Here is a 15,583-nt window from a genome sequence, read left to right as displayed (position 1 = left end):
GGGGATGAGGTGCCTATGATGGGGTGATGAGTCGAATCGCCATCACGGCTTTCAGCGGATGGAACGATGCCGGCGAGGCAGCCACCGGGGTGATCGAGCATCTGCACGAGGTCTGGCCCACCCGGCCGGCGGGCGCGGTCGATGCTGAGGAGTTCATCGATTTCCAGGTCAACCGTCCCGAGATCCACACCACCGAGGACGGTCTGCGGGTCGTCGACTGGCCGGACACCCGTGTGCACCTGGTGACCCCGCCGCGCGGGCCCGAGATCGTCACCGTGATGGGTCCTGAGCCCTCGTTGCGCTGGAAGCGCTTCTGCGATGAGGTGCTCGAGCAGCTGCAGGCGCTGGATGTCAGCTCCGTGATCGCGCTCGGGGCCCTGCTCGCCGACTCGCCCCACTCCCGGCCGCTGCCCGTCTCCGCCCATGTGGAGCCGGTGCCCGCCGAGCCCGTGAAGGGGTCCGAGCTGTACACCGGTCCGATCGGGGTGCCCACGATCCTGGCCCGGCGCACGGCCAGCGCCGGGCTGCGCACCACCAGCATCTGGGTGCAGGTCCCCCATTACGTCTCGCAGAACTTCTCGCCGAAGGCGGTGCTGGGACTGATGCGGGAGGTGCAGGACCTCGTCAGCGCGCCCATCCCGCTCGACGAGCTGATCGAGGACGCGGAGGCCTGGGAGCGCGGGGTCGACGAGCTGGCGCGCACCGACGAGGACGTGGCCGAGTACGTCGCCCGTCTGGAGCGTGCCCAGGACGCCGCCGGGCTGCCGGAGGCCAGCGGCGACGCGATCGCCAGGGAGTTCGAGCAGTTCCTGCGTCGGCGCCGCGAGTCCGAATGAGCTCGTGCCCGGCGCTCAGCTCTCGAGCGTGATCCCGAACAGCGCGTCGAGCGCGGCGGGGACATCGTCGGGCCCGGGGGCCGCATCGTCCGCGCGGGGGACGGGCCTGCCCTCGGCCCAGGCGTCCAGCGCCTCGAGCGCGCGAGCGGTGTCGAGGTCGTCGCGCAGGGCGGCCCGCATCTCCTCGACCGTCGCCGGGCAGCGCTCGCCGCGGCGGGCGGCGTCGCGGTAGCGCTCCAGCCGGACGGTCGCCTGCTCGAGCTCCTGCTCGGACCACTCCCAGTCGCTGCGGTAGTGGTGCGCCATCAGCACCAGGCGGATCGCCATCGGATCCACGCCGTCGCGCACCAGGCGGTGCACGAACACCAGGTTGCCCAGTGACTTGCTCATCTTCTCGCCCTGGTGGGCGACCATGCCGCTGTGCGCGTAGGCGGCGGCGAAGGGGCGTCCCAGCGCCACGGAGTGGGCGGCGCTGAGGTCGTGGTGGGGGAAGATCAGATCGCTGCCGCCGGCCTGGATGTCGAAGGGCAGGCCGATCGCCTCCTCCGCGATGCACACGCACTCCACGTGCCATCCGGGCCGGCCGCGGCCGAGCTCTGCGGCGTCCCAGGCGGGCTCGCCCTCGCGCTCGGCCCGCCACAGCAGCGGATCGAAGCGGCCGCGCTTGCCGGCGCGGTCCGGGTCGCCGCCGCGCTCGGCGAAGACCTCGAGCATCTGCTCCTCGGACCAGCCGGAGACGTCCCCCAGGGCTCCGTCGACGGAGAGGTCGAGGTACCAGTCGGGGCCGGCGGCGTCGTTCGCCTCCACCGGGTAGGCGCGGCCCCGCTCGTGCAGGGTGCGGACCACGGCGATGATCTGCTCCATCGCCTCGCTCACGGACCGGTAGGTCTCCGGAGCGATGATCCGCAGCGACTCCATGTCCTTCGTGAACAGCTCCACCTGGGAAGCGGCGAGCTCGCGCCAGTCCACCCCGTCGCGGTCGGCGCGCTCGAGCAGCGGGTCGTCGACGTCGGTGATGTTCTGTGCCGTCTCGACCTGGTACCCGGTGTCGTGCAGCGCCCGTCGCATCAGGTCGGCGGCGTGGTAGGTCGCCGCGTGGCCCAGGTGGGTGGAGTCGTACGGCGTGATGCCGCAGACGTACAGCCGGGCGGTCCCCGGGGTGAGCGGGAGGATCGGCACGACCCTCCCGGCACGGGTATCGAACAGCCTCAGCGGCACACCGGAGGCGGGGAGGGGATCAAGAGCGGGGGAGGTCCAGGAATGCACCCGTCGATCATACGATCAGCCCGCCGTGAACTGCTCAGGCTCCGCCCAGCGGGTCGATCACACCGAACCAGAGCAGGCCCAGCAGCAGCAGTCCCGCGATGACGCGGTAGACCACGAACATCAGGTAGGAGTGATTCGTGATGATCCGCATGAACCAGACGATCACGGCGTAGCCCACGCCGAAGGCCACCACGGTCGCCACCACGATCGCCATCAGGGAGGGCTCGCCCGCAGCGGCGGCCGCAGCCCTGCCGTCGGAGGTCAGCAGCGCCGGCACCTCCTTGGCCGCCTTGTACAGGCCGGAGGCGAACACCGCCGGGACGGCGAGCAGGAAGGCGTAGCGGGCGGCGGCCTCGCGCTTAAAGCCCATCAGGAGCCCTGCGGTGATGGTGCCGCCGGAGCGGGAGACCCCGGGGATCAGCGCCAGCGCCTGTGCGAGGCCGAAGAGGATGCCGTCGCGCACGGTGAGCTGGGTGAGCTCCTTGCGCTGCGGGGCGATCCGGTCGGCGAGCCCCAGCAGCAGGCCGAAGAGGATCAGCATCGCGGAGGTGATGTAGAGGTTCCGCAGGCTGTAGTCGATCTGGTCCTCGAACAGCAGCCCCAGCACACCGATCGGGATGGAGCCGAGGATCACCAGCCAGCCCATCCGCACGTCCGGATCGGAGTGCGGGACCTTGCCCGCCAGGGCCCGGAACCACTTGCCGATGATGCGGCTGATGTCGTTCCAGAAATAGATCAGCACCGCCGTCTCGGTGCCGAGCTGGATGATCGCGGTGAACGCCGCGCCGGGGTCCTGCCCGGGATCCAGCAGCTCGCCGACCACGCGCACGTGGGCGCTCGAGGAGATCGGCAGGAACTCGGACAATCCCTGGACCAGCCCCAGGATGACCGCCTCGATGAACGACATGAACTCTCCTCGATCGATTCAGGGATCCGACGCTGACGCGGTGCGGCGACTGCGGGCCCCGCACAGAGTACGCGGCGCCGGGCGGTGGGCCCGGCGCCGCGCAGCGCAGCAGTGGTGAAGAGTACGTGGAGGTACCGGGGAGGAGCCCCGGGTGGAGCCGGCGATCAGCGGCCGGAGTCGTCCTCGTCGTCGTACTCGCCCTCGTCGTCCTCGTCGTCCTCGAAGTCGTCGAGGTCGTCGAAGTCGTCATCGTCGTCATCGTCGTCATCGTCGAAGACGATCAGCGGCGTGGCGATCTCGTAGGCGTCGAAGAGGGCGTCGTCGTAGGCGTCGAAGGCCGTGGCGAGCTGCTCCGTGGCCGCATCGAGAGCGGGATCGTCATCACCGCGCGAGGCGGCGGCCGCCTCGTAGTGACGTTCGAAGGCAGCGATCAGCGCAGCAAGAGCGGAGCGAGGATCCGAGTTCATGCTTGGACGGTACATCGTCCGACGGCACAATGGACAGTGGGACGAGCTTCTCGTGATCGGGAGACCGCTCACGGATCGGGACTCGCCCCCGGGACAGCCCGCCGATGCGGCGCGAGGACGGCTGTCGCAGGTCATGACACAGCGCATCGAGCACAGGAGAACAGGTTGATCCGACCCCGCACACCCCTCGTCGCCGGCGTCCAGCACGTCGCTGATCCTCGCCAGTGGCGTGATCTCCCCGTCGAGCGGGGACGGCGCGCCGAGGACTACGAGTTCCGGATCCTGACCGTGCCGAGCGGCACCTCCATCGGGCAGGTGCGGGCGGAGCTGGCCGAGCAGGCGGAGTACGGACGCTGGGAGCATGCCCGCACGCGCCTGTACGTGGGCGGGGGCCGGAAGGTCTGGATGCGGCGGCGCATCATCCGCGTCAGCTCCACGCTGTAGGGCACGTCACCAGGTCATGCGCAGCACCCGCGCAGCCTCCTCGAGCGAGAGGCCCTCGCTGCGCGCCGCGCTCGCCAGCCGGCGGGCCGCCTGAGCGACGGTCGAGGACACCGGCGCCGCCTGGTCGCTGACCCGGGTCCCGGAGCCGACCCGGGAGACGAGCAGACCGTCGGCCTCCAGCGAGCGGTAGGCCTTCGCCACCGTGCCCGGCGCGACCCCGAGGTCCGAGGCGAGCTGACGGACGGACGGCAGATGCTCGCCCCGGCCCAGCCGACCGGTGGTGATCAGGCCGCCGATCTGATCGTGGATCTGCCGGGCGGGGCTCCCCTCCGCGGCGGACAGCGTGATGATCATGACGGCACGGAGACGCGGGAGGCCGACGGAGCGGGCACCGCGGTCAGCAGCGTGAACACCCACAGTGCGAGGCCGAGGATGCCGGCCACCTGCGCCAGGACGTCCAGGGGCCCGGTGAGGGCGGAGAACGGCGTGGAGGCGGAGAAGGGCAGCCGCTCGCCGGAGACGAAGGAGCCGCTCACCCGCGAGGTGTTCGCGAGGGAGTGCAGGATCGACTCCAGGTGCAGCAGCAGTGCCCCGAGCGCGACCCGCACGGCATTCGTGCTGCGCAAGCGCCGCTCGGTGACGTCGGCGGCCTGCGCCGTGGCCAGCGGTGGTCGCGCGATCCGCGACAGCGTCCACCAGGTGGCCGCGCACAGCAGCACCCACAGCACCGACGGCACGAGCGAATAATGCCATCCATAGATGGTCGCGCCGATCGCGCCGGGCCCGACATCGACGATGTACATCGCGTACTCACCTGCATCGTTCGGCTGCGAGGCCATGCCGGCCGCGAACGTGAGGCCGACGATCAGGGCGAGGACGCCCAGGAGCGCGCCGAGCCACCGGGTGCTGAGGAACGAGCGCCAGGTGCGAGGCGCCAGACGTGCCCCGGTCGGGGTGCTGGAGCGCGGGCGGACCACGGCGAACGGGATCAGGACCAGCAGCCCGAGGACCAGCGGCAGCGCGAAACGCCAGTCGATCAGCGACCGCCACAGCGCCGAGGGCGCGTCGATCCACAGCGGGGCCGCGCCGAGGAGCGGGTGCACCGCCATGACCAGAACCGCGACTCCCGCCATCGCTGCAGTGGGGACGCGGCCGACGAGGACGGGACGGGCACCGCGCCGGTTGACCGACCAGGCGGCGGCGCCGAGCAGGATGCTCGCCAGCGTCGGCCAGAGCAGTGTCCACAGCAGCATCCAGGGCATCACGCACCTCCAAGGTGTATCAGTGTCATGATACGCAACGTCACAGTTCCCTGGTACATATGGGGCGCTCGGGCCGTCCACAGTCGCGCCCCGGACTCCCCGGTGCCCGCCTGCTTCTGATGCAATGGCGTGGTGCCCGAGATCTCCCCGTCCCTGATCGGCGTGCTGCTGGTGGTGTATCTGCCGCCCGCGGCAGTGCTGTCCTGGGTCGACGGCCGGGAGCATCGGCTGCCGAATCGCTGGGTGGCCCTGCTGACCGGTGCCGTGGGGACGGCGCTGCTGGTGATCGGGCTGCTGCAGCCCGCGCTGCGCGAGGGCCTGCGCACTGCGGTGGTGCTCGCCCTGGTGCTGGGTTCCGGGGCGATCCTGGTGGCGCTGATCGCCCCGACCCTGCTGGGCATGGGCGATGCGAAGACGCTCCCGGTGGTGGCGCTGATGGCGGCGTCGCTCGGCGGCGAGGTGCTGATCGCGGCCCTGCTGGGCATCGCGCTGCTCGCCGGCATCCTGGGGATGGTGGTGATCGCCGTGACCCGACGGTCCGGGGTGCGCTTCGCCCTCGGCCCGGTGCTCCTGGCCGGACCGTTCCTGGGCCTGCTCGGCGCTCCGCTGGTCCGTGCCGCGCTGGGCGGGGCCTGAGGTGCTGAACGCTCAGCCGTGCCGGGTGCTGCGGCGCTGACGCCGGATCTCGTAGAGCGCGATGGATCCGGCCACTGCCGCGTTCAGCGAGGACGCGGAGCCGCCGATCGGGATCTCGGCGACGACGTCGCAGGCCTCCCGCCAGCCTGCGCTCATGCCGACGGTCTCGTTCCCGATGACCACCAGGGTGGGCCCGGAGAGGTCCTCCGCGGACAGCTCGTGCCCGCCCGCCTCATCCAGCCCGAGCACCGTCCACGGCTCCCCCAGCGCTCTGCGGGTGCCGAGCCAGTCCAGCACCTCCCGGTGGGAGGGCACCCGCAGCACGGGAAGGGCGAAGATCGACCCGGTGCTGGCACGGATGGCCGCAGGATCCCAGGCATCGGCACTGTGGCCCGTGATCAGCAGTGCCTCGGCGCCGAGGGCATCGGCCGAACGGGCCAGCGATCCGATGTTCCCCGGACCGGAGGGACGGTCGAAGACCACCACCACCGCGGTGTCCGTGGGGGTGAGCCGGTCGAGAGCGTCCGAGGGCACCGCGGCCAGAGCCAGCAGCTCCGGCGCACCGTCCTCCCGCTCCCCCAGCTCGGCCATCAGCTCGGGGGCCAGCTCCACCACCGGGCCGGGAGGGTCCTCGAGCAGGTCCCTTGCCCAGCGGGAGGGCTGGGCACGGCCATCGGACAGCAGCGCCCTGATCTCCACCCCGTGGGCGATCGCCAGGGTGATCGGGCGCACGCCCTGGATGATCATCTCCCCGCTGCGGGAGCGCTTGGTGCGATTGCTCAGCAGCGACTGCCACTGCTGGAACAGGGCGTTGCGGCGCTCCAGCCGCGCCGGCAGGGACGAGCGGTGCTCGCGCGCCGCCGGGTGTCGGCGGCTCATGCTCCGGCCCCGTCGTAGCCGAGCTGTCGCCAGGCCTCGTAGACGGCAATCGAGACGGCGTTGGCGAGGTTGAGCGACCGCCGTGCGGGCAGCATCGGGATCCGTACCCGGGAGGTGATCCGCGGATGGGCCAGCACCTCCTCGGGCAGTCCGGTCGGTTCGGTCCCGAACAGCAGTATGTCCTCGCGGGAGTACTCGATGCTGTCGAAGGTGACGTCGGTGTGCGCGGAGAAGGCGAAGACCCGGGCCTCCGGCAGCGTCGCCAGCGCCTGCTCGGCGTCGGCGTGGATGCTCACGTCGGCGAGATCGTGGTAGTCCAGCCCGGCCCGGCGGAGCTTCGCGTCCTCGAGGTCGAAGCCGAGCGGTTCGATCAGGTGCAGACGGGCGCCGGTGACGGCGGAGAGCCGGATCGCGTTGCCGGTGTTCCCGGCGATGACCGGTTCATGGAGGAAGACGTGGACCATGACGCAGATTCTCCCACGCAGGCGAGAACGGCCGAGCATGCGGACGGACGAAGAACCCCGATCCACAGCAGTGGATCGGGGCTCATATCGAGTGTCCGAGGGGGGACTTGAACCCCCACGCCCTAAAACGGGCACTAGCACCTCAAGCTAGCGCGTCTACCAATTCCGCCACCCGGACGGGTGTTCGCCGCAGCGACGAGAGCAGATTAGCACGGCATCCGGGGTCCGCCGACACCGAAAGCGGCCCTGCCAGCGGGAACGTGAAGACAATCACGCCGGGACGTCGACCCGGTGACGCACCATGATCCCCTGCAGCACGTCCAGCACCGCATCGGTGCTGGTGGTGAGCGCAGACGGAGTCGGCTCCTGACGCTGCTGGGCGAGGTGCAGGCGCTCTGCGAGGTCCTGGAGCGCGGCCGCCGCGAGCACAGTCATCGTCGGGTCGGGGGTCCCGAGGGCCGCAGGGTCCCACGACTCCATCTGGGCGAGCAGGTCGAGGAGCTCATCGGCGGCTTCGCACCGGCTCGGCGTGAGCAGATCCACCCGGGCACGCGCCGCCAGGGCGGTGCAGCGACGCAGCAACATCGTGGCCGTCTCGGAGTCGGGCTGGATCAGATCCCCCGCATCGACCAGATCGTCGTGACGTGCCCCCCGCGCGAGCTCCATGGATGACCTCTCGTGTTCTGTACGGGCTCCCCAGGAGCCGATGCGACGCCCATCACTTTACTCAAGCTTGACCCTCTCGGGCAAGCCCCCGACGGCCGTCAGCCCGGTGGTTCCTGCGGTCGGCGACCCAGCTCCTCACGAGCTGCGGCGAGCATCTGCGCCACCGGTGCGGCGGGGACCCCGAGCATGGAGCGCAGCTGCATATCGGCCTGGTGGGCGAGCATCTCGAGCCCGTCGGCGACCTCTCCCCCGGCCTCGGCGACCACGGCCGCGAGCGGAGCGGGCCAGGGGTCGTAGAGCACGTCCAGCAGCACGCCGGTCCGCGGGAGGGACGGCAGCGTCCGCCACTGCGCCGCCACCGCACGCGCACCGTCGATCGCCAGGGCGCTGACCACCATGTCGGCCGTGAGCACCTCGTGCTGCCGGTCCCAGGGGATGCGCCGGACCTCCGCACCGAGCCCCCTCGCGAAATCCTCGAGCGGGGTCAGCTTCTCCGCCGATCGGGCGGAGAGCAGCACCGTGTCCACGCCGAGCCCGATGAGAGCGGCGACGGCACTGAGCGCGGTCGCTCCGGAGCCGAGCACGGCCCCGCTGCCGCCGGTCCCCCCGCCGTGGTCCCGCAGCGCGGCCATGATGCCGTGCACGTCATGGTTCTCCGCACGCCAGCTGCCGTCGTCCCGGCGCAGAAGGGTGTTGGCCACCCCGAGGGACCGAGAGGTGGCGTCGGTCTCCGCGGCCAGGGCGAAGGCCTCGGGTTTGCCGGGCATCGTCACGCTGAGCCCGGACAGCTCCCGGCCGGGGCCGTGCACCAGGAACTCCTCGAGCATCCCGGCGGGCACCTCGAACCGGGTGTACTGGGCATCACGGATCCCGAGTGCGGCATATGCGGCGCGGTGCAGTGCGGGCGAGAGCGAGTGACCGACCGGGGAGCCGACCACGGCGAAGCGGCGCGGTCCCATCAGTTCGCTGCTTCCCAGGCCTGCCACTCCTCGACGTTCTCGGTGTGCTCCGCCCAGGTGGCCGCGAACTTCGTCTCCCCGGTCTCCCCGTTCACGCTCACGAAATAGAGCCAGTCGCCGGCCGGCGGATCGACCGCGGCATCCAGGGCGCCCGCTCCGGGGGACGCGATCGGACCGGGCGGGAGCCCCGCGTGGCGGTAGGTGTTGTAGGGGTCATCGGAGGCACGCTCCTCGTCGGTGGTGGCGACGCTCCCGGACTTCCCGGTCGCGTAGTGGACCGTGGAGTCGAACTGGAGCTTCATCGGGGAACCGTTCGCCTCCCCCACGCCCTCGAGCCGGTTCTCGATGGTGCGCACGACCTTCCCGTAGTCCTCGGGCCTGCGCACCTCCATCTCCGCGAGCGAGGCGATGGTGAGAGTGCGATGCCACTGGTCCTCGGGGATCTCCCGGGCGGTGAGCTGCTCCTCCATCCGGCTCCACATCGTCGCGATGACATCCTCTGCGGAATCGTCCTCGTAGATGTCGTAGCGGCCGGGCCACAGGTAGCCCTCGAGGCTGCCCGCCTCGTTCTCGGGGACGCCGTAGGAGGTGTAGTCCTCCGCCGCGGCCTCGAAGTCCTCGACGGGGATCTCGGTCTCGGCGGCGAGCACCTCCCAGATCTCGCTGAGCCGCTTCCCCTCGGGGATGATCACCCGGTGCCCGGCCAGGTTCGACGGATCCATCAAGGCGTTCAGCGCATCCGCCGAGGTCATCTCGAGGCGGAGCGAATAGATGCCGGGCTCGATCGTGGAGGCGTCCGGGGTGTTGCTGAAGAGATTCACGAACGGCCCGGTGGCTTTGATGACCCCCTGCTCCACCAGCGTGTTCGCGATCTCGGCGCCGGTATCTCCCGAGGCGACCTCGACCTCGACCTCACCGTGGCCGGGTCCTTCGAAGTCCTGGGCCTCGTTCTCGACGCTGACGTTGGAGGTGATCCAGCGGTAGCCCTCGAACCCTCCGTACGCGAGACCTCCCACCACCAGCAGCACCAGCAGCACCGGCAGCGTGCGCCGCAGGAATCCCCCGCGTCGCGGAGCCCGCCGACGACCGTGCTCCGCGCTCTGCTTGGGCTCGCCCTGCGTCTCCGCGAGCTCGCGGAAGGAGAGGTCCTCCTCGTCCATCACGCATCCTCCTGGCTCGGTTCCTCGGCGATCGCGGGCTCGGCGGGCTCAGCCTCGACCCTCTCCCCGGCGCGCGCACCGGTGGACCGCTCGATGTCCAGCGCCTGCTGGAGGATCATCACGGCGGCGACCTGATCCACGACCTGGCGGTGCTTCCGTCCCTTGCGGCCCGAGCTGTGCAGCGCCTTGTGCGCCGAGACGGTGGTCAGTCGTTCGTCGATGAGCCTGACCTCGATGCCCGAGGCATCTCCCGCCAGCGACTCGGCGAGCTCCGTGGCGAAGTCCCGTGCCTTCTCGGCGGCAGCGCCCTCCGAGCCGTTCAAGGATCTCGGAAGCCCCACCATGATGGCATGCGCCTCGGATTCTCGCGCCTCCTGCACGACCCGCCCGACGGCCGTGCCGCGCTCGAGGGTCTCGACGGGGGTCGCGATCATCCCCTCCAGGTCGCTGCGCGCCAGCCCGACGCGGACGTCTCCCACATCGACCCCGAGCCGGGTGCCCCGGGGCAGGCCCGGGCGCTCGTCGGCGGACTGGCTGCCGTGCGCGCTCATGCGGTGCGCGCCGCCGCGATCGCCTCGCGCACCGCGGTGAGCGCCGAGGGGATGCGCACGGGATCGCCGCCGCCGCCCTGCGCCATATCGGGCTTGCCGCCGCCGCGGCCGCCCATGGCCTCAGCCGCGCCGCGCAGGATCGCGCCGGCCGCCAGCCCCCGCTCACGGGCCGCGGCGTTGGTGGTGATCACCAGTGCCGCTCTACCGCCCTCGTGGCCGGCGACCGCCACGGTGGCCGGCTGATCCTCACCGAGACGGCTGCGCAGATCCAGGGCGAGGGTGCGCAGGTCGCCGGCGGCGACGCCCTCGCCGGCGTCGTGGGCGAGCAGACGCACGCCGTCGACGTCGACCGCGGTCTCGACCAGCTTGCCGGCCTCGGCCTGCAGCTGCTGACCGCGCATCGCCGCCAGCTGCTTCTCCATGTCCTTCATCCTCTGGGTGAGGGAGCGGACGCGCTCGGGCAGCTCCTCGGCCGCACCGACCTTCAGCAGCTCGGACAGCTGGGAGACGAGGGCGTGCTCCTTGGCCTGGTGGCGGTAGGCGGACAGACCCACCAGCGCGTCCACGCGCCGCACCCCGCTGCCGATCGAGGCCTCACCCATCAGCTGCACGGTGCCGATCGCACCGGTGCTGTCGACATGGGTGCCGCCGCACAGCTCACGCGACCAGTCTCCCCCGATGGACACCACCCGGACGATGTCACCGTACTTCTCACCGAACAGCGCCTGCGCGCCGAGAGCCTTCGCCTCGTCCAGCGACATCTGCTGGTCGGTGACGGTCAGCTCGTCCTGCAGGAGCGTGTTCACGCGGCCCTCGATCTGCTCGAGCACGGACTTCGGCACCGCCTGGCCGTACCGGAAGTCGAAGCGCATGCGTCCCGGCGAGTTCTCGGAGCCGGCCTGGGTGGCGCTGCCGCCGAGCTCCTCGCGCAGCGACTCGTGGACCATGTGGGTCGCGGTGTGTGCCCGGGCGATCGCCCCGCGCCGCTCCGCATCGATGGTCGCGACCGCAGCGGCGCCCTGGGCGAGTTCCCCCTCGACCAGGCGTCCGCGGTGCACGATCAGCCCGCGCACGGGCCTCTGGACGTCATCGACCTCGATCAGGCCGCCGCCGGTGAGGGAGATCTGGCCCTGATCGGCGAGCTGCCCACCGGACTCGGCGTAGAACGGCGTGGAGGCGAGCACCACCTCCACCTGGGCCGGCGCCTGGACGGAGTCGACCAGTGCCCCGTCCACCAGCACGGACTCGACCGTGGTGGCGACCGTGTCCTCGGTGTAGCCGAGGAAGGGGACCTCGCCTCCGCGCTGAGTGAGCAGGCGGTTGTAGAGAGCGGTGTCGGTGTGTCCGGCCTTCTTCGCCGCGGCGTCGGCCCGGGCCCGCTCTCGCTGCTCCTGCATCGCGCTGCGGAAGGCGTCGGCGTCGACCTGGAGCCCCACCTCGCCGGCCATCTCCATCGTGAGGTCGATCGGGAAGCCGTAGGTGTCGTGGAGGCGGAAGGCGTCCTCGCCGGGCAGCACGCGACCGCCCTCCTTCTTCACCGCGCCGGCGACGTCGTCGAAGATCGTGGTGCCGGTCTCCAGAGTGCGGCGGAAGGCCTCCTCCTCGGCGTAGACGATCTCGCTGATGCGCACGAAATCCGCCTCGAGCGCCGGATAGGACTCGACCATCAGGGACTTCGAGATCGGCAGCAGCGCGGGCATGGTCCGCTCGGAGTAGCCCAGCAGCCGCATCGAGCGCACCGCGCGACGGATCAGGCGGCGCAGCACGTAGCCGCGGCCCTCGTTGCCGGGGCGCACCCCGTCGGCCACCAGCATCAGGGCGCTGCGCACGTGATCGCCGATGATGCGCAGGTGCACGTCGTCCTCGCCGTCGGCGCCGTAGACGCGACCGGAGAGCTCCTGGGCCTTCTCGATGACCGGGAAGATCTGGTCGATCTCGTACATGTTGTCCACGCCCTGGAGCAGGTAGGCGACGCGCTCCACCCCGAGGCCGGTGTCGATCGACTTCTGGTCGAGCTCGCCGAGCAGGGGGTAGTCCTTGCCCTTGCCCTCACCGCGCAGGAACTGGTCGAAGACCAGGTTCCAGATCTCGATGTAGCGGTCCTCGGCCTTCTCGTCTCCCGGCCATTCGGGGACGGTCCCGGTCACGGCATCAGGCCCGTACTCCGCGCCGCGGTCGTAGTGCCACTCGCCGCAGGGCCCCGCCGGTCCCGGCTGGCCGGTGTCCCAGAAGATCTCCTCGCGGGGCAGGCGCACCACCCGCTGCGGGTCCAGGCCGACGACCTCGGTGACGTGGCGGTAGGACTCCTCATCCTGCTCCCAGACGGTGAACCACAGCCGCTCCGGGTCGAAGCCGAGCCCGCCGTGGTCCTGATCGGTGGTGAGGAACTCCCAGGAGTAGTCGATCGCACCGGTCTTGAAGTAGTCGCCGAAGGAGAAGTTCCCCGCCATCTGGAAGAAGGTTCCGTGGCGCGTGGTGCGGCCGACGTTCTCGATGTCGTTGGTCCGGATGCACTTCTGGACGCTCGCCGCGCGCGGGTAGGGCGCCGTCTCGGTGCCGATGATGTACGGGATGAAGGGCACCATCCCGGCGATCGTGAACAGGATCGAGGGATCGGAGGACACCAGCGAGGCGCTGGGCACGATCTCGTGGTCCTTCTCGGCGAAGAAGTCGAGCCAGCGGCGGTGGATCTCGGAGGTGCGCATGAGGGTGAGGTGTCCTTCCTGGGCTGCGCGCGGCGCGGCAGCGGCGGAGTGCGAGAGGGACGGAGGTCAGGGAGCCGTCAGTGGTGACACGAAGGCCCCGGTCAGGGTACCGGAGTACACCCGCCGGGGCCTGTCGCGCCGCGGTTCTACGAGGTCAGCGCGCGTAGTACTCGACGACCATCTGGACGTCGACGGTCACGGGGACCTCGGCGCGCTTGGGGCGCGCGACGAGCTGGGCCTTCAGGTCCGACAGCTCGACCGAGAGGTACGACGGGACGGTGGCCAGCACGTCCGAGTTACCACCCTCGGCGGCGATCTGGAAGGGCTCCATCGCCTGTGACTTCGGCTTGATCTGGATGGTCTGGCCCGGCTTCACGCGGAAGGAGGGACGGTCCACCAGCTTGCCGTCGACCAGGACGTGACGGTGCACGACGGCCTGACGGGCCTGCAGGGTGGTGCGGGCGAAGCCGGCGCGGAGGACGAGCGCGTCCAGGCGCATCTCCAGCAGCTCGACCATGCTCTCACCGGTCAGACCCGGCTCCTTCTTGGCGTCCAGGTAGGCGCCGTGCATCTGCTTCTCGCGGATGCCGTACTGGGCGCGCAGACGCTGCTTCTCCTTGAGTCGCACGGCGTAGTCGGACTCGGTGCGGCGGCGGGCACGGCCGTGCTCGCCCGGGGGGTACGGGCGCTTCTCGAAGTACTTGACGGACTTCGGGGTCAGCGGGAGCCCGAGGGCTCGGGAGAGACGCGCCTGGCGGCGCGCACGGTTGACGTTGGTCACGAGGTGTACCTCTTGTTCGCGTGTGGTGAATCCAGTCTTGCAGCCGCGGATTCAGCGACCCACACTACCGCAGCCGACACTCCCGGTCCACGACCGACGGCCCTGGTCACACGGAACCTCCTGTGTGGTCGCTCACGCTGGGCGGAACTCAGCTCGTCGTCGTGCCCGGAGGCCGCGGCCGCAGGATCCCGCGCAGCACCTCGACCCGGCGGGCGGTGCGCTCCTCGTGCCCGTGGGTGGTGGGCCGGTAATAGTCCACCCCCACCAGGTCGTCGGGGGCGTACTGCTGGGCGGCAACGGCATGCGGCGCGTCGTGAGCGTACTGGTACTCGACCCCGTGGCCGAGCTTCTCCGCCCCGGAGTAATGGGCATCGCGCAGGTGGGCGGGCACGCCCTGCCCCCTGCCGGCGCGCACATCGGCGATCGCGGCGTCCAGCGCCTTGTAGGAGGCGTTGGACTTGGGCGCCGTGGCGATATGGACGACGGCCTGGGCCAGGGGGATCCTGCCCTCGGGCATGCCCAGCATCTGCACGGCCTGCATCGCGGCGACCGCGACCTGCAGGGCAGAGGGGTCTGCCATGCCCACCTCCTCGCCGGCGGCGATCACCACCCGGCGGGCGATGAAGCGAGGATCCTCCCCCGCCTCGATCATGCGGGCCAGGTAGTGCAGGGCGGCATCCACGTCGCTGCCGCGCATAGATTTGATGAACGCGCTGGTGACGTCGTAGTGCTGATCGCCGGCCCGGTCATAGCGCACGGCGGCACGGTTGACGGCCTGCGCGAGGGTGGCGGCATCGATCTCCGCGGAGTCCTTCATCAGCGCCGCGGCGGCGGCGGCCTCGAGGGAGGTGAGGATCTTGCGGGCGTCCCCGCCGCCCAGTCGCAGCAGCGCCTCGCGGGCGTCGTCGGTGAGAGAGACGGAGCCCTGCAGGCCTCGCTCATCGCTCAGCGCGCGATCCACGAGCGCATCGAGGTCCTCCCGCTCCAGCGGGTCGAGGGTGACCATGATCGAGCGCGACAGCAGCGGGGAGATCACGGAGAACGAGGGGTTCTCGGTGGTCGCGGCGATGAGGGTGACCCATCGGTTCTCGACGCTGGGCAGCAGGGCGTCCTGCTGGGACTTCGAGAAGCGGTGCACCTCGTCGACGAACAGGACGGTCTCGCGCCCGATGGTCCGCAGGCGGGAGCGGGCCTGGTCCACGACCTCTCGGATGTCCTTGACCCCGGCGAGCACTGCGGAGACCTCCACGAACTCGCGATCGCCGGACTGTGCGACCACGTAGGCCAGAGTGGTCTTCCCGGTGCCGGGCGGGCCCCACAGGATGACGGAGGCGGGCGCGGTGCGGGAGTCGTCGGTGGAGACGAGCCGCCGCAGGGGGCTGCCCGGTTCGAGGGCGGCGTGCTGACCGACGACCTCCTCGAGGGTGCGCGGGCGCATCCGCACCGCGAGCGGTGCCCGGTGGTCCCGGTTGCGGTCCGACAGGGTGCGCGGCGCCGGCGCGTCACCGCTGAGGGAGAAGAGGTCCTCGTCCATCCCCTCAGGGTAGGCGGGATCCCTGACGGCCCGCGTCACAGCCCGGCCGCACCGCAGAACGCAGGC

17 protein-coding genes and 1 tRNA gene are annotated in these 15,583 nt (G+C 70.9%); 3 read left to right on the top strand and 15 right to left on the bottom strand.

Annotated elements, in window-relative coordinates; genetic code table 11:
* Positions 1–26 precede the first annotated feature (26 nt).
* On the top strand, positions 27–836 hold the full coding sequence (locus tag CFK38_RS10835; RefSeq protein ID WP_096803075.1) for a PAC2 family protein: 810 nt from the start codon (positions 27–29) through the stop codon (positions 834–836).
* A 15-nt stretch (positions 837–851) separates the two neighbouring features.
* On the opposite strand, the gene mshC is transcribed toward CFK38_RS10835, so the two are convergent.
* The 3 genes from mshC to CFK38_RS10820 all read right to left on the bottom strand — a co-directional run bounded on the left by mshC (position 852) and on the right by CFK38_RS10820 (position 3,476).
* Entirely contained in the window at positions 852–2,102 is a 1,251-nt protein-coding gene (gene mshC / locus CFK38_RS10830; protein WP_096803074.1) for a cysteine--1-D-myo-inosityl 2-amino-2-deoxy-alpha-D-glucopyranoside ligase, read from the bottom strand.
* A 34-nt stretch (positions 2,103–2,136) separates the two neighbouring features.
* Positions 2,137–3,009, bottom strand: a complete 873-nt coding sequence (locus CFK38_RS10825; protein ID WP_096803073.1) for an undecaprenyl-diphosphate phosphatase — start codon at positions 3,007–3,009, stop codon at positions 2,137–2,139.
* 164 nt (positions 3,010–3,173) lie between these two features.
* Positions 3,174–3,476 carry a DNA primase gene (locus CFK38_RS10820; protein WP_096803072.1) on the bottom strand — a complete coding sequence of 101 codons (303 nt, stop codon included), beginning with the start codon at positions 3,474–3,476 and terminating at the stop codon, positions 3,174–3,176.
* Between the two features lie 165 nt (positions 3,477–3,641).
* Here CFK38_RS10820 and CFK38_RS10815 point away from each other — a divergent pair, with 165 nt between their 5' ends.
* A complete protein-coding gene (locus CFK38_RS10815; RefSeq protein WP_096803071.1) occupies positions 3,642–3,920 on the top strand; it encodes a DUF5703 family protein in 279 nt (92 codons plus the stop codon).
* 6 nt (positions 3,921–3,926) lie between these two features.
* On the opposite strand, the gene CFK38_RS10810 is transcribed toward CFK38_RS10815, so the two are convergent.
* Both CFK38_RS10810 and CFK38_RS10805 read right to left on the bottom strand, forming a co-directional pair.
* Positions 3,927–4,274, bottom strand: coding sequence for a GntR family transcriptional regulator (locus tag CFK38_RS10810; RefSeq protein WP_096803070.1), 348 nt, complete (start codon positions 4,272–4,274; stop codon positions 3,927–3,929).
* Complete coding sequence (locus CFK38_RS10805) at positions 4,271–5,182, bottom strand: hypothetical protein (RefSeq protein ID WP_096803069.1); 912 nt, start codon at positions 5,180–5,182, stop codon at positions 4,271–4,273. The genes CFK38_RS10810 and CFK38_RS10805 overlap by 4 nt, the downstream gene beginning before the upstream one ends.
* A gap of 132 nt (positions 5,183–5,314) precedes the next feature.
* On the opposite strand from CFK38_RS10805, the gene CFK38_RS10800 reads away from it, so the two are divergent.
* On the top strand, positions 5,315–5,818 hold the full coding sequence (locus tag CFK38_RS10800) for a hypothetical protein (RefSeq protein WP_096804323.1): 504 nt from the start codon (positions 5,315–5,317) through the stop codon (positions 5,816–5,818).
* Between the two features lie 12 nt (positions 5,819–5,830).
* Here CFK38_RS10800 and CFK38_RS10795 read toward each other — a convergent pair whose 3' ends face one another.
* The 10 genes from CFK38_RS10795 to CFK38_RS10750 form a co-directional block, all read right to left on the bottom strand.
* Positions 5,831–6,697 (bottom strand): RNA methyltransferase, encoded by an 867-nt coding sequence (locus CFK38_RS10795; protein WP_096803068.1) that lies wholly within the window; start codon positions 6,695–6,697, stop codon positions 5,831–5,833.
* Complete coding sequence (locus CFK38_RS10790; protein ID WP_096803067.1) at positions 6,694–7,161, bottom strand: tRNA (cytidine(34)-2'-O)-methyltransferase; 468 nt, start codon at positions 7,159–7,161, stop codon at positions 6,694–6,696. Before CFK38_RS10790 ends, CFK38_RS10795 begins: the two co-directional genes overlap by 4 nt.
* Before the next feature lie 92 nt (positions 7,162–7,253).
* Positions 7,254–7,339 (bottom strand) — tRNA-Leu (locus tag CFK38_RS10785).
* Between the two features lie 92 nt (positions 7,340–7,431).
* Entirely contained in the window at positions 7,432–7,827 is a 396-nt protein-coding gene (locus CFK38_RS10780) for a hypothetical protein (RefSeq protein ID WP_096803066.1), read from the bottom strand.
* 98 nt (positions 7,828–7,925) lie between these two features.
* Positions 7,926–8,786 (bottom strand): shikimate dehydrogenase, encoded by an 861-nt coding sequence (locus tag CFK38_RS10775; RefSeq protein ID WP_096803065.1) that lies wholly within the window; start codon positions 8,784–8,786, stop codon positions 7,926–7,928.
* Entirely contained in the window at positions 8,786–9,946 is a 1,161-nt protein-coding gene (gene mltG / locus CFK38_RS10770) for an endolytic transglycosylase MltG (RefSeq protein ID WP_096803064.1), read from the bottom strand. The genes CFK38_RS10775 and mltG overlap by 1 nt, the downstream gene beginning before the upstream one ends.
* Entirely contained in the window at positions 9,946–10,497 is a 552-nt protein-coding gene (gene ruvX / locus CFK38_RS10765; protein WP_096803063.1) for a Holliday junction resolvase RuvX, read from the bottom strand. Before ruvX ends, mltG begins: the two co-directional genes overlap by 1 nt.
* The gene (gene alaS, locus CFK38_RS10760) at positions 10,494–13,202 is read right to left on the bottom strand and encodes an alanine--tRNA ligase (protein ID WP_096803062.1); all 2,709 of its coding nucleotides are present in this window, start codon (positions 13,200–13,202) and stop codon (positions 10,494–10,496) included. The genes ruvX and alaS overlap by 4 nt, the downstream gene beginning before the upstream one ends.
* 154 nt (positions 13,203–13,356) lie before the next feature.
* Positions 13,357–13,983, bottom strand: a complete 627-nt coding sequence (gene rpsD, locus CFK38_RS10755) for a 30S ribosomal protein S4 (protein ID WP_096803061.1) — start codon at positions 13,981–13,983, stop codon at positions 13,357–13,359.
* Between the two features lie 148 nt (positions 13,984–14,131).
* Positions 14,132–15,517 carry a replication-associated recombination protein A gene (locus CFK38_RS10750; protein ID WP_096803060.1) on the bottom strand — a complete coding sequence of 462 codons (1,386 nt, stop codon included), beginning with the start codon at positions 15,515–15,517 and terminating at the stop codon, positions 14,132–14,134.
* Between the last annotated feature and the right edge of the window lie 66 nt (positions 15,518–15,583).

Source organism: Brachybacterium vulturis (assembly GCF_002407185.1).
In the GTDB taxonomy this organism is placed as follows: Bacteria; Actinomycetota; Actinomycetes; order Actinomycetales; family Dermabacteraceae; genus Brachybacterium; species Brachybacterium vulturis.
Note: the sequence above shows the minus strand (reverse complement) of the source record. Positions and strands in the feature narration are given on the sequence as shown.